This window comes from Solidesulfovibrio aerotolerans, assembly GCF_009856865.1.
GTDB classification, from domain to species: domain Bacteria; phylum Desulfobacterota; class Desulfovibrionia; order Desulfovibrionales; family Desulfovibrionaceae; genus Solidesulfovibrio; species Solidesulfovibrio aerotolerans.
This window is the reverse complement of the sequence record NZ_WVUD01000014.1, coordinates 16,743-29,172: the sequence shown is the minus strand read 5'-3', so window position 1 is coordinate 29,172 and position 12,430 is coordinate 16,743. Positions and strand designations below refer to the sequence as shown.

Annotated in this window: 14 protein-coding genes; 5 read left to right on the top strand and 9 right to left on the bottom strand. The window is 62.0% G+C overall.

The genetic code is table 11. The features are described 5' to 3' along the window. Window positions 1-492 precede the first annotated feature (492 nt). On the top strand, window positions 493-2,370 hold the full coding sequence (locus tag GTA51_RS09670; protein ID WP_343039502.1) for a methyl-accepting chemotaxis protein: 1,878 nt from the start codon (window positions 493-495) through the stop codon (window positions 2,368-2,370). A 114-nt stretch (window positions 2,371-2,484) separates the two neighbouring features. Here GTA51_RS09670 and GTA51_RS09665 read toward each other — a convergent pair whose 3' ends face one another. Beyond that, window positions 2,485-2,982, bottom strand: coding sequence for a winged helix-turn-helix transcriptional regulator (locus GTA51_RS09665; RefSeq protein WP_246198073.1), 498 nt, complete (start codon window positions 2,980-2,982; stop codon window positions 2,485-2,487). 3 nt (window positions 2,983-2,985) lie between these two features. On the opposite strand from GTA51_RS09665, the gene GTA51_RS09660 reads away from it, so the two are divergent. Together GTA51_RS09660 and GTA51_RS09655 are read left to right on the top strand one after the other, a co-directional pair. Next, on the top strand, window positions 2,986-3,765 hold the full coding sequence (locus GTA51_RS09660; RefSeq protein WP_160960623.1) for an SDR family oxidoreductase: 780 nt from the start codon (window positions 2,986-2,988) through the stop codon (window positions 3,763-3,765). A gap of 125 nt (window positions 3,766-3,890) precedes the next feature. Beyond that, window positions 3,891-4,241 carry a DUF1330 domain-containing protein gene (locus tag GTA51_RS09655; protein ID WP_160960621.1) on the top strand — a complete coding sequence of 117 codons (351 nt, stop codon included), beginning with the start codon at window positions 3,891-3,893 and terminating at the stop codon, window positions 4,239-4,241. A 192-nt stretch (window positions 4,242-4,433) separates the two neighbouring features. Here GTA51_RS09655 and uppS read toward each other — a convergent pair whose 3' ends face one another. From uppS to GTA51_RS09615, 8 genes are all read right to left on the bottom strand, one after another. After that, the gene (uppS, locus tag GTA51_RS09650) at window positions 4,434-5,132 is read right to left on the bottom strand and encodes a polyprenyl diphosphate synthase (protein ID WP_160960714.1); all 699 of its coding nucleotides are present in this window, start codon (window positions 5,130-5,132) and stop codon (window positions 4,434-4,436) included. Between the two features lie 23 nt (window positions 5,133-5,155). Then, the gene (gene frr / locus GTA51_RS09645) at window positions 5,156-5,710 is read right to left on the bottom strand and encodes a ribosome recycling factor (RefSeq protein ID WP_160960619.1); all 555 of its coding nucleotides are present in this window, start codon (window positions 5,708-5,710) and stop codon (window positions 5,156-5,158) included. Between the two features lies 1 nt (window position 5,711). Further along, entirely contained in the window at window positions 5,712-6,434 is a 723-nt protein-coding gene (gene pyrH, locus GTA51_RS09640) for a UMP kinase (protein ID WP_160960617.1), read from the bottom strand. Between the two features lie 181 nt (window positions 6,435-6,615). Then, window positions 6,616-7,218 (bottom strand): translation elongation factor Ts, encoded by a 603-nt coding sequence (gene tsf / locus GTA51_RS09635; RefSeq protein ID WP_160960615.1) that lies wholly within the window; start codon window positions 7,216-7,218, stop codon window positions 6,616-6,618. 12 nt (window positions 7,219-7,230) lie between these two features. Further along, the gene (rpsB, locus tag GTA51_RS09630) at window positions 7,231-8,031 is read right to left on the bottom strand and encodes a 30S ribosomal protein S2 (protein WP_160960614.1); all 801 of its coding nucleotides are present in this window, start codon (window positions 8,029-8,031) and stop codon (window positions 7,231-7,233) included. A 141-nt stretch (window positions 8,032-8,172) separates the two neighbouring features. Continuing rightward, window positions 8,173-8,946 carry a fumarylacetoacetate hydrolase family protein gene (locus tag GTA51_RS09625; RefSeq protein WP_160960612.1) on the bottom strand — a complete coding sequence of 258 codons (774 nt, stop codon included), beginning with the start codon at window positions 8,944-8,946 and terminating at the stop codon, window positions 8,173-8,175. Between the two features lie 10 nt (window positions 8,947-8,956). After that, the gene (locus GTA51_RS09620) at window positions 8,957-10,612 is read right to left on the bottom strand and encodes a ribonuclease J (RefSeq protein WP_160960611.1); all 1,656 of its coding nucleotides are present in this window, start codon (window positions 10,610-10,612) and stop codon (window positions 8,957-8,959) included. Continuing rightward, on the bottom strand, window positions 10,609-11,322 hold the full coding sequence (locus GTA51_RS09615; protein WP_160960609.1) for a lysophospholipid acyltransferase family protein: 714 nt from the start codon (window positions 11,320-11,322) through the stop codon (window positions 10,609-10,611). The genes GTA51_RS09620 and GTA51_RS09615 overlap by 4 nt, the downstream gene beginning before the upstream one ends. Before the next feature lie 223 nt (window positions 11,323-11,545). Between GTA51_RS09615 and GTA51_RS09610 the strand changes: the two genes are divergently transcribed. Both GTA51_RS09610 and GTA51_RS09605 read left to right on the top strand, forming a co-directional pair. Further along, window positions 11,546-11,941, top strand: coding sequence for a response regulator (locus tag GTA51_RS09610; protein WP_160960608.1), 396 nt, complete (start codon window positions 11,546-11,548; stop codon window positions 11,939-11,941). A gap of 142 nt (window positions 11,942-12,083) precedes the next feature. Next, window positions 12,084-12,392 carry an isoamylase early set domain-containing protein gene (locus GTA51_RS09605; RefSeq protein ID WP_160960606.1) on the top strand — a complete coding sequence of 103 codons (309 nt, stop codon included), beginning with the start codon at window positions 12,084-12,086 and terminating at the stop codon, window positions 12,390-12,392. The last annotated feature ends 38 nt before the right edge of the window (window positions 12,393-12,430 follow it).

The window sequence follows — 12,430 nt, the reverse complement described above, 5'->3', positions numbered from 1 at the left end:
CAAGCGGCCACCCCCTCCGGCCGACCCGGCCTTGATGATGCAACACCCCAGACCTCCGGCGGTCCCCTCCCCGCCGGCAGGCAACACAGTCTCTCCTCCTCCCTTGAAAAAGCGAAATCCCCGCTCCCCGGCGGGGATTTCGCTTTTTCAAGGGAGGTGCCCCCCTGCGTCAAATCCATCCCAACGTTCATGCCCCATCCATGGCCCTGTCATCCTCGCTGCCTATCTGTATGGTGGCGCAATGGTTCTCCCCTCGGACCAGAACGTCGTTTGCGCCGCCTTCAGGGTGCGCGCGACACCCCAGGCGACACCATGGCAGACGCACTCCTCCCTCCTTGACCAGGCCCCCGCTCCCCGGCGGGGGCCATTTTTTTGTTCCACCTTTCTCCCAAAGCCCAGGAACGTATTGTCATGGCTTTGGAGATATCCTATCGTCGAAACCAAATTCCTTATCCTGCTGCCTGTCCTCAAACACCCGGCGGAGGTGCTCCCGTGGCTGCGACCGACACGACTGTAAGTGGCTCGCCTTCCCTGCTGCGCCGTGTGAACCTGACGTGGCGGTTCGCCCTGCTCCTGACACTGATCACCCTGTTTGCCGCCGGCATGCTCCTGGCCTTCCATCTGGGCCTGCAACAGCTTCTGGAACACAATGTCGCTGCGGCCCAGGCCTTGATGCTGGACGGCCAACGCCAAAAACTCAAAATCGCCTCCGACGCCATGGCCGCAGCCATCGCAGCCATGGTCAAGGACGTGCCCCAGCCCCAGGCGCGCCAGACCATCATCCGAACCATGGTTGACGCCTACCGCTTTGAAGACGACCAATCCGGCTACTTCTTCGTCTACCAAGGCACAACCAACATCGCCCTGCCGCCGGCCAAGGACAAGCAAGGCAAGGATCTGGGCGATCTCAAAGACTCCGGCGGCGTCTATTTCGTACGCGAACTCCTTGCCCGGGCCAAGGCCGGCGGCGGGTTCGTTACCTACGTCTTCCCCAAACCCGGCCAGGGCGAGCAGCCCAAACTGGCTTATGCCACCATGATCCCGGGCACGGAGTTGTGGATCGGCACCGGCGTCTATATCGATAATGTGGAACGGGCCAAGGCCGCCATCCGCCAGGACAGCGAAAAGCGCATCCGGGATACGCTGGCCGTCATTGCCGGATGCAGCGTCGCAACCTTGGCCGTGCTGATCGGTCTGTGCGGGCTCATCATTGCCTCCATCACCCGCCCCATCCGCCAAGCCACCGACGCGGCCCGGCGCTGCGCGGGCGGCGACCTGGACGTGCGCCTGGACGCCGTCGGCAACGACGAGGCCGCCCAGATGCAGACGGCGCTCAACACCATGGTGGTCACCCTGCGGGACAACATCACCGCTATTGAGGCCAAGACCGCCGAGGCCCAGGACAAGGCCCAGGCAGCCCAGCAGGCCACGGCCTTGGCCCAGGAAGCCTCGGCCAAGGCCGAGCTGGCCAAAGCCGAGGGCCTGTCCCAGGCAGCCCAACGCCTGGGCGGGGTGGTGTCTGTGGTGACCGAAGCCTCGACCGAACTCTCCCAGCGCATTGAGACGTCCACCCAAGGCGCGCAAGAGCAGTCCCAGCGCATGACCGAGACGGCCACAGCCATGGAAGAAATGAACGCCACCGTGCTGGAAGTGGCCAAAAACGCCGCCAACGCCGCCGCCACCACCGATGCGGCCCGGGGCAGGGCGGCCGAGGGTGCCGGCGTGGTCGATAAGGTGGTGGCGGCCATCGCCAAGGTGCAGGAGCAGGCCCTGGTCATGAAAACCGACATGGACACCCTGGGCCGCTCAGCCCAGGATATTGGCGCCATTTTAAACGTTATTTCCGATATCGCCGACCAGACTAATCTGCTGGCCTTAAACGCCGCCATCGAGGCCGCTCGGGCCGGCGATGCCGGACGCGGATTTGCCGTCGTTGCCGACGAGGTGCGAAAGCTGGCCGAAAAAACCATGACCGCCACCAAGGAAGTCGGCACCGCCATCGACGGTATCCAGCAGGCCGCCCGGCGAAACGTGGACAACGTGGACGCGGCGGCCGGGGCCGTGGCCGAAGCGACCACCCTGGCCGCCACCGCCGGCGACTCCCTGGGCCAGATCGTGGGGCTGGTGGAACGGGCCTCGGATCAGGTCCGCTCCATCGCCACAGCGGCCGAAGAACAATCCTCCACCAGCGACGAGATCAACCGGTCCGTGGATGCGGTCAGTGCCATTTCCGCCGCCACCTCCCAGGCCATGGGCGAAGCCTCCCGGGCCGTGGCCGAGCTGACCCGGCAAGCCCGGGAACTGACGCTGCTGATGCAGGAGCTGGAAACCGAAGGAGCCCGCGCCAGCGCACCGGCGGCCCTGGCGTAAGCACCAGGACACTGCCCGGCACCCGACGCAGTCAATATCCCCGGTCCCGGGCCTGGACCTGGGGGGTGTGCTGGAGAGAAAGGATGCCTGTGGCTGGGCTCGCGGCAGCCGTGGCTAGGAACCGGCCTCTTCGCAAGGCGCGCCGGCCTCCGGCTTTTGCTCCGCCCATTGCAGCACGGCATCCAGGGCCGGGCAGAGGGCTTGGCCCCAATCGGTCAAACGATATTCCACCTTTGGCGGCACTTGCGGATACAGCTTTCGCGCGACAAGGCCGTCACCCTCCAACTGCCGCAACTGCTGGGCCAGCATTTTGGGCGAAATGCCCGGAATAAGCCGCTCAAGTTCGCTGTATCGCTGCTGCTTTCCACCAAAAAGGTGGAACAAAATAATCAGCTTCCAGCGCCCCCCAAGCACATGCAGCGTTTTCTCCACATCTGCCGCAGCCGTTTCGGGCGTATATGCTTTCCTCAAGGGAAGTCCCTCACTTTTCCGTGCGTTCTTGAAGCTTGGCCCGTCTGGAGATACTCTTTGCCGCAAATACATTGCAACAAAGGATGGATCGGCAATGCACACACAATTCCCGAATGCGGTCGCTGCATATTTGGAGATCAAGCCATGTCCATGAATCTTGAGCTTACGGGCAAGCGCGTCCTTGTCACAGCCGGGACAAAAGGCATCGGCGGTGCCGTCGCGGCATTATTTCGCCAACACGGGGCCAACGTGCTGGCTGTTGCCCGGGTGAAACCGGAACAGCTTTCGCCGGACGCCTTTGTTGCCGCAGACCTCACCACCATTGCGGGATGCGACGCCGTCGTACGGGCTGTTGGTGAGCGACTCGGCGGCGTGGACAGCATCGTGCATGTGCTGGGAGGGTCGGTGGCCACGGCAGGCGGGTTTGCCGCCCTTGACGACGCGACATGGCACAAGGAACTGTCCCTCAACCTGTTTCCCGCCGTGCGCCTGGATCGCGCTTTGCTGCCCGGCATGATCGCCCAGGGTGCCGGTGTTATCATCCATATCACCTCGATTCAGGCTCGACTGCCGCTCCCGGAGTCCACAACGGCCTATGCCGCAGCCAAGGCAGCGCTTTCGACCTACAGCAAGAGCCTGTCCAAGGAGGTTGCACCCAAAGGCATTCGAGTCGTTCGCGTCGCGCCCGGCTGGGTGGAAACAGAAGCGGCGGTTTCTTTCGTCAAAAGGATCGCCGCCCAAGCCGACACGGACTATGACGGCGGCAAGCAGATCATTATGGATTCCCTGGGCGGCATTCCGCTTGGACGCCCCGCAACGCCGCTTGAGGTGGCACAGCTTATTGCGTTCCTGGCCTCTCCCCGGGCGGTAATGATCACCGGCACGGAGTATGTCATCGATGGCGGAACGATTCCGGTCGTCTAGAATATGTTGCGTTCGGCAATTGCCCTTACCGCAGACAGAGAACCGAAACCAAGATTGAATTCTCTTTACATCAGCGCGCACGACACTGCAAAAACCGTCCAGAAACCAGGCTCAGGAGAGAATCAATGGCTGCTTATCTGATATTTATTCGCGAAAAAATGCGGGATGCAACCGAGTACGACCGTTACAAGCAACTCGCTCCAGAAGCCATGCAGGGGCATGCCTTCACGCCCCATGTCGTTTACGGTCCCTGCGAGACGCTGGAAGGCCCTGACGCCCAGGGCGTCGTTGTCCTTGAATTCGCCTCTCGGGAAGAAGCCAGGGCCTTTTATTGCAGTCCCGCCTACCAGGAAGCGAGCCGGCACAGGCACCTTGGCTGCGATTATCGCGTGCTGCTGACGGAAGGGAGAGAGGGAGAGCCTCCGGCAGCCAAAGGGGTGGCCCCTTTGGAATCCCTCCTGGAAGGCAAGAGGTAAAGGGGCCGGCTGTCCCGACCCACAACCGACACCGTACAAGCTAGCGTCGCAACCCCTTAAAAACTTCTCCAAGTGCAGGGGTCCGGGGGGATCATCCCCCCGGCCGCCGGAGGCATCTTCTGCCTTCTCTTCTCTTCTCTTCTCTTCTCGCTACTTCTTTCTCGCTCTCGCTCTCGCTCGCGCGCGCGCCGGTCAGGAGCCGATCTGCTCGCCGGTGAGGCCGAAGCGGCGGGTGCGGTTTTGGTAGTCGTCCAGAATGGCGTCGAGATGGGCCGGGGAAAAATCCGGCCACAGCGTCTCGGGGAAGGCAAATTCGCTGTAGGCCGACTGCCACAGCAGATAGCCGGACAGGCGCATTTCGCCGCTGGTGCGGATGATGAGGTCCGGATCGGGCTGGCCGGCGGTGTAGAGTTCGGCGGCCAAGGCTTCTTCGGTGATGGCTTCGGGGGGCGCGCCCGTGGCGACGAGACGGCGGCAGGCCCGCAAAATCTCGTCGCGGCCGGAATAATTCAGCGCCAGATTGAGTGTCATGGCGGTGCAGCCGGCTGTTTTGGCAATGACATGACCCAACACCTTGCGGGTGGCCAGGGGCAGCGCGCCCATTTCGCCGAGCACGACAAAGCGGATGGATTGGGTCAGCAGCGTGTCCAGTTCGCGCGTGAGAAACCGCACCAGCAGATCGAAGAGGAATTTGACCTCGTCAGCGGGCCGCCCCCAGTTCTCCTTGGAAAACGTGTAGAGGGTCAGATGGCCGACACCCAACTCCCGGCAGCGCGTGACAATGGCCCGGGCGGCTTCGGTGCCGGCCCGGTGTCCCTCGCTGCGGGGCAGCCCGCGCATGGTGGCCCAACGCCCGTTGCCGTCCATGATGACGGCCACATGGCGCGGCAGCGGTAATTTCTTGCTGTCCAGGGCTAGATCTCCATGATTTCCTTTTCCTTCTTGGAAAAGGCCTCATCGGTTTTGGCGATATAGCTGTCGGTCAGCTTTTGCACGTCTTCCTGGCCCTTGTGCTGGTCGTCTTCGTTGATGCTCTTGTCGCTCTTCTTCTTTTTGAGCAGCTCGTTGGCGTCGCGGCGGATGTTGCGCACGGCCACCTTGGCTTCCTCAGCGTGCTTTTTGCCCATTTTGACCAGATCCTTGCGGCGCTCTTCGGTCAGGGGCGGGATATTGAGGCGGATGACCTTGCCGTCGTTGACCGGGGTCAGGCCCAGGTCGGACTTCATGATGGCCTTCTCGATTTCGGAAAAAGCCTTGCGGTCCCAGGGCTGGATGGTGATGGACCGGCTGTCGGGGGTGGCCACCGAGGCCAGCTGGTCGAGCTGGGTCATGGTGCCGTAATAGTCCACGCGAAGGCCATCGAGGAGCGAGGAAGAGGCCCGGCCGGTGCGCAACCGGGAAAATTCCTTGTCCAGGGTGGCCAGAACCTTTTTCATCCGTTCTTCGGCATCTTTGAGCACTGCTTGCATGTTATTCGCCTCCTCTGACGACGGTGCCAACGGGCTCGCCCAGAAGCACCCGGCTCAGGTTTCCTGCGGTAAACATGTTAAAAACCACAATGGGCATGGCATTGTCCATGGCCAGACTGATGGCCGTGGTGTCCATAACCCGCAGCCGCTTTTCCAGCACGTCCATATAGGTCAGTTCGTCGAATTTGACGGCATCGGCATGTTTGGCCGGGTCTTTGTCGTAGACGCCGTCAACCTTGGTTCCCTTGAGGATAGCTTCGCTTTTCAGCTCCATGGCCCGCAGCGCAGCCGCCGTATCCGTGGTGAAGTACGGATTGCCGGTGCCGGCGGCGCATATCACCACCCGCCCTTTTTCCAGATGGTGCAGGGCGCGGCGGCGGATATAGGGCTCGCAGACCTCGCGCATGGTGATGGCCGACATGACCCGGGTGGCTAGTCCCTGCTTCTCCAGGCCTTCCTGAACGGCCAGGGCGTTTAGGACCGTGGCCAGCATGCCCATGTAGTCGGCCGAGGATCGATCCATGCCGGCGGCCTGCTCCGAAACGCCGCGAAAGATATTGCCGCCGCCGATGACCAGGGAGATTCTGGCCCCCAGGGCGGTGGCGTCAACGATTTCCCGGCAAAAATTGGTGATGGTCTGGTTGTCGATGCCAAACGGCCGACCACCCGCCAGGGCCTCGCCGCTGATCTTAAGCAAAACCTGGGAAAACCGCAAATTTGACATGGAGCACCTCGTGATAGGGAAGGAGACAAGTGGTCCGCGGGGCGGACAGGGCTGCGCCAAACGCAGTCCCTGTCCAGCATGCCCGGGTCGGGCGGAAATGCCAATGCCATGCGGCCGACCCGCTTGCCGCATTGCAAAAAAAACGGGCCTTGCGGCCCGTTTGCTGGTCGGTGCGCGACGCCTAGGCGTCTTCGCCCAGGGCCATGCGGGTAAAACGCCCGATCTGGACGTTTTCGCCGATAACGCCGACCAAGTCGTTCATCAAATCCTTGATGGTGACCTTGTCGTCTTTGATAAACGCCTGTTCTATCAAGCAGATTTCCTTGTAGAACTTTTTAACGCGTCCATCGACGATCTTCTCGGCAATGGCTTCGGGCTTGCCCTCTTCCATGGCCTGATTTTTAAAGATATCTTTTTCCTTGGCCAAAAGATCGGCCGGCACTTCTTCCGGGAGAACGCACACCGGATTGGTCGCGGCAATCTGCATGGCCACGTTCTTGGCGAACTCCAGGAAGCGCTCGGAACGGGCCACGAAGTCCGTCTCGCACTTGATCTCGACCACGACGCCGAGCTTGCCGTTGGAGTGGATATACGAACCGATAACGCCCTCGGAGGTGGCGCGGCCGGCCCGCTTCTGGGCCTTGGACAGACCCTTCTCGCGCAGCCAGGCGATGGACTTTTCTTCGTCGCCGCCGCACTCGCCAAGGGCCTTCTTGCAATCCATCATGCCCGCGCCCGTCTTGTCGCGCAGGGCCTTTACACTCGCAGCAGTAATAGCCGACATGGGAAAATCCTCCTACTCGCCAGTGGTTTCGGTAACGACTTCAGTTGCAGCGGCAACCGGTTCGGCCGGCGCGGCAGACTCGACAACTTCGGGCTTTTCGTCCTTGTCCAAAATCTCCTCGACGTCCTTGTTCTGGGCGGCGCCCTCAAGGCAGGCCTCGGAGATGCTGGTGGCGAATAACTTGATGGCCCGGATGGCGTCGTCGTTGCCGGGGATCACGAAGTCGATGACGTCGGGGTCGCAGTTGGTGTCCACCACGGCCACGATGGGGATGCCGAGCTTGCGGCATTCCTGGACGGCGATCTCTTCACGCTTGGGGTCGATGATAAAGGCCGCCTGGGGCAGCTTGTCCATATGCTTGATGCCGCCGAGGTTGGCATTGAGCTTGGCGACTTCGCGGCCCATCATGACGATTTCCTTTTTGGGAAAACGCTTGATGGTGCCGTCTTCGAACATGCGCTCAAGCAGCTTCATGCGGTCGATGCTCTTTTTAATCGTCTGGAAGTTGGTGAGCATGCCGCCCATCCAACGGTTGGTCACGGAATACTGGCCGGAACGCTCGGCTTCCTTTTTGACGGACTCCTGCGCCTGGCGCTTGGTGCCGACAAAGATGACGCGGCCGCCGCCGGACACGACATCGGAAATAAAATCGTGGGCCTTCTGGTACAGCTTCACCGTCTGCTGGAGGTCAATGATATGGATGCCGTTACGGGCGCCGAAGATGAACGGACGCATCTTGGGGTTCCAACGACGGGTCTGGTGTCCAAAGTGGACGCCGGTCTCCAGCAACTGCTTCATGGATACGTAAGGCATGAAAACTCCTTGGGTTTTCCCTCCACCCCGCCAGAGCGACCGGACCGTCCGGCACCCAGGATAAACAGGCAGGGCGTGTGTGTTGGATGAACAGCGGCGTATAGACCGCTTTACAGGAAATGGCAAGCCTCGCGTCGGGGCTTATTGCAGGGGCGCGGCGTCGGCTTCGGCCCGCACGGTGTTGATGAGCACCCCCACCCCGTCGATCTCGATGCGCACCTCGTCGCCCGGGGCGATGTGACCCGGCCCGGCCGGAGAACCGGAGAGGATCACGTCGCCCGGCAAAAGCGTCATGATCGTCGAGACATAGCTGACCAGGGCAAAGGGCGAAACCACCATGTCGCCGGTGTTCCCGTCCTGGACGCGGCGGCCGTTGACGAGCAGGCGCAGGCCCAGGGCCGAGGCATCCTCCACGCCGGTTTCGATCCACGGCCCGATGGGCGCAAAGGTGTCAAATCCCTTGGCCCGCCCGAGAGTCTCGTCCTGGGTGCGCAGATCCGCGGCCGTGACATCGGCGGCGCAGGCATAGCCGAAAAGATGCTTGGCAACGTCGCCCGGGGCCACGTTGCGACAGAGGCGGCCGATGACAATGGCCAGTTCGGCCTCGGCCTCCAGCCGTGTGGCGGCCCTGGGCTGCACGATGGCCTGCCCGGAACCGATGACGGCCGAGGGCGGTTTTAAAAAGAGCAAGGGGGCATCAGTTGCGTCCCGGCCCAGTTCCCGCAGGCGGCTGCGAAAATTGCCGGCCGCGCAGACCACCTTGGACGGGGTCACCGGCGGCAGCACGGCCACCGTCGCCAGGGGCAGGGGATCGACCAGGCCCAGGGCGCGGTCGAGACAGCGCACGGTGCTGTCTTCCACCGACAATTGGGCATAAAAGGTTGCGTCGCCGTGACGCACCCGAAGCACCTTCATGGAACGGCCCCTACAGGGTGATGACCAGGGGGACAACCACCGGGTCACGTTCGAGGATCTTGCGGAAAAACCGTCGCAAGGCGGAGCGGATGCGCTCCTTGAGCAGATCGGACTGGCCCGGGGGCACGTTTTCAAAGATGTCCAGCACGATGCACTTGGCGTCTTCCAGCACATGGCTGTAATGCTGCTCAAAGACAAAACCCTTGGACAGGATGTTGGGGCCAAAGGTGAGTTCGCCGGATTTTTCGTCCACCACCATGACCACAATGACCAGCCCCTCGCCGGCCAGCAGCTGGCGCTCCTTGAGCACCGTCACCCCGACATCGCCCACGCCCTTGCCGTCCACATAGATGTGCTCGACCGGGATGGTGTCCTCCAACCGGATGAGCCCCCCGGAAAAAGTCACGGGCTGGCCGTCTTCGATGACCAGCGCCCGCTCCGGGGCCACGCCGCAGGACACCGCGATGCGGGAGTGCTTGACCAGATGCCGGTATTCGCCGTGCACCGGGATGAAAAACTTGGGCGCAACGGTTTTGAGCATAAGCCGCAGTTCCTCGGCATGGGCATGTCCCGAGGCATGGATGGCCTGGACCCGCTCATACAGCACTTCGGCCCCGAGCTTATACAAGCGGTTGATCAGCTTGGTGATGGCCCGGATGTTGCCGGGAATAAAGCGCGACGACAATAAGACGGTGTCGCCCTTTTGGATGCGCACCTGCCGGTGTTCGCCATAGGCCAGCCGGGACAGGGCCGAAAGGGGCTCGCCCTGGGAGCCGGTGACCAGCAGCACGACCTGATGGTCGGGCAGGCCCGGCAGCTCGTCCAGGCTGGCCTCGGTTCCCGGCGGCACCCGCAACAGCCCCAGATTGCGGGCTATCTCGATGTTGGTGAAAAGGCTTTTGCCCGACACCGCCACCTTGCGCCCGGTGGCCTCGGCCAGGTCGAAGATTTCCTGCATGCGCTGGATGTGGCTGGAAAAAAGCGTCACCACAATGCGCCCGGTCGCGTCGGCGAAAATGTCGCCCAGAGCCGCCTTGATCTCGCGCTCGGTCAGGGCAAAGCCTTCGCGCTCGGCATTGGTGGAATCGGACAGCAGCAGCATGGCCCCGGGCGCGGCAAAGGCCTTGATGGCGGGGAGATCCGTGGCGTGGCCGTCGAGGGGATTGCGGTCGATCTTGAAATCACCGGTGTGCACGATGCGTCCGGCCGGGGTTTCAATGCCCAAGGCGAACCCGTGGACGATGGAGTGGCAGACCGGAAAAAACGTGACGCGAAACGCGCCCAGCGTCAGCACGTCGCCAGCGACCACCGGCTCGCAGCGGGTGAATTCCTTAAGATTATGCTCTTCGAGCTTCTTGCCGGCCAGGGCCAGGGTGAACTTCGAGCCGTACAAAGGCGCGTCGCAGGAGCGCATGAGCCAGGGCAGCGCGCCGATGTGGTCCTCGTGCCCGTGGGTGAGGATGATGCCTTTGAGTTTGTCGCGATTTTGCAAAATAAAATCGAAACGCGGGATGACCACGTCGATACCGAACAGGGAGTCGTCGGGAAACATCAGGCCGCAGTCGATGACGATCATGGAATCGCCAGACACCAGGGCCATGCAGTTGAGCCCGATTTCGCCGAGGCCGCCCAAGGGATAGAGGGTCACGGCGGAGGACGAATTCATGAGCGCATCTCCTGATAGGCCGCGTCCATGCGGTCCCAAAGATCATTTTTAAAGGCTTCACGCTGTTTGAGCGTATAGGCGGCGGCCGCATCAAAGGGCGGCAAGGCCCGTATCCGCACCACGCCGGGCGTCAGACGCCGACCGTGCTTGGCCAAAACGTTGCCGGAACCGGACACAATGACCGGCGCGACCATGGCCTGGCATTTGAGCGCCACAATCATGCCACCGGTCTTGAATTCCTGGATCTTGGTAAAATCCATGGACCGCGTGCCTTCGGGAAAGACCAGCAGGCCAACGCCGCCGGACACCAGATTGACGGCCGCGTCAATCGATTCCATGGCCTTGCGCCGGTTGCCCCGGTCAATGGCCACATGGCCCATGCGGCGCAGGGCCGGGCCGAACACCGGGATGGCAAACAGGCTCTCCTTGGCCAGAAAACGAAAATTGTAGCCCTTAAGGGCGGCAAACAGGATCGGGATGTCCAGGTTGCTCTGGTGGTTGGCCATGAAAATATACGTGGCCTTGGGATCAAGGGCCGACAGGTCGGCCTCGATCCGCACCCCGGCCGCCCAGACCAGGCTTTTCCCCCACAGACATTCCACCTGATGGGCGAAACGGCCGTGCTGTCCCACCCGGGCGAACAGCCAGCACAGGCTGCTGAAAAAAATGGTCAGCGGCACAACCGCCACCTTAAAAAACAATGATCGCATACGCCACGTCCGTTTGCACGCAGGTTAGGGCCGCCTCCGCAAGCGGGGACGGCCGGGCCGAGGCGCATACTAGGGTTCTGCGCCGAAAAAATCCAGTCTCTCGGCCTCGCCCCAGCCCTGATTCGGGTCGCCACCCGGGCCGCCGCCCTTGCCTCGGGTATCCTTTTTTGGCAACACCAGAGGCTGCACCCACGCCGCTGGGCCAATGCAAAGGGGAACCCGCATGAAAATTCTCATCGTGGACGACGACAAACTCTCCCGGCTGACCCTGGAGGCGACCCTGGCCAAGTACGGCCACTGCACCTGCGCCGAAAACGGCCGCGACGGGCTGGACCTTTTCACCCAGGCCCTGGATAATGGCGACCCCTATTCGGTGATCTTTATGGATATCCAGATGCCGGTCATGGACGGCCAGGCCGCCCTGACCGCCATCCGGGCCATCGAACGCGAGCGCGGCACGCCGCCCGGCAGCGAGGCCAAGGCGGTCATGATCACCTGCCACGACGACGTGAAAAACGTGGCCACCTCGTTTTTCCGGGGCAACGTCACCTGCTTTTTTACCAAGCCGCTCAACCTTTCGGCCATGCAGGAAACCCTGCTCAAGGAAGGGGTGCTCTAACCCCGACGCAGCAGGGCATTTTATCCAATAAATGATTTTACAACGCCGCAAAGAGGGGATATTTTGTGGGTATCACTCTGAAATGCGCCGGACGACCACCGAACGCCAACGTCGTTTTGGGCCGTAACAACAAGGAGGGGATATGTCGCTGAAGAAAAAGCCGCTCAAAAGCAAACCCATCTGCAAAGTGTCCTTCACCCTGACCAAAGATCAGGCCAAGGGTGCCGGCAGCGTGCATCTCGTTGGCGAATTTAACGATTGGGATATCCACGCCGCCCCCATGCGCCGGCAAAAAGACGGTTCCTTCACCGCCACCCTCGATCTGGACACAGGCCGCGAATACCAATTCCGCTACCTGATCAACGGAGAAATCTGGATCAGCGACCCTGAGGCCGACAAATACGCCTTCAGCCCCTTTGGCGATTGCGAAAACGCCGTGGTCACGGTCTAACCCCGGCAGCCGGCTGTTCCGGCCTGTCGCAGCCGCCC

Bases quoted from the DNA above. Each gene is read 5' to 3' on its own strand.
- GTA51_RS09660 (WP_160960623.1), top strand. From the start codon at position 2,986: ATGTCCATGAATCTTGAGCTTACGGGCAAGCGCGTCCTTGTCACAGCC.
- pyrH (WP_160960617.1), bottom strand. From the start codon at position 6,434: ATGTCAAATTTGCGGTTTTCCCAGGTTTTGCTTAAGATCAGCGGCGAG.
- GTA51_RS09610 (WP_160960608.1), top strand. From the start codon at position 11,546: ATGAAAATTCTCATCGTGGACGACGACAAACTCTCCCGGCTGACCCTG.
- GTA51_RS09615 (WP_160960609.1), bottom strand. From the start codon at position 11,322: ATGCGATCATTGTTTTTTAAGGTGGCGGTTGTGCCGCTGACCATTTTT.
- GTA51_RS09620 (WP_160960611.1), bottom strand. From the start codon at position 10,612: ATGAATTCGTCCTCCGCCGTGACCCTCTATCCCTTGGGCGGCCTCGGC.
- GTA51_RS09655 (WP_160960621.1), top strand. From the start codon at position 3,891: ATGGCTGCTTATCTGATATTTATTCGCGAAAAAATGCGGGATGCAACC.
- frr (WP_160960619.1), bottom strand. From the start codon at position 5,710: ATGCAAGCAGTGCTCAAAGATGCCGAAGAACGGATGAAAAAGGTTCTG.
- GTA51_RS09625 (WP_160960612.1), bottom strand. From the start codon at position 8,946: ATGAAGGTGCTTCGGGTGCGTCACGGCGACGCAACCTTTTATGCCCAA.
- GTA51_RS09605 (WP_160960606.1), top strand. From the start codon at position 12,084: ATGTCGCTGAAGAAAAAGCCGCTCAAAAGCAAACCCATCTGCAAAGTG.
- tsf (WP_160960615.1), bottom strand. From the start codon at position 7,218: ATGTCGGCTATTACTGCTGCGAGTGTAAAGGCCCTGCGCGACAAGACG.
- rpsB (WP_160960614.1), bottom strand. From the start codon at position 8,031: ATGCCTTACGTATCCATGAAGCAGTTGCTGGAGACCGGCGTCCACTTT.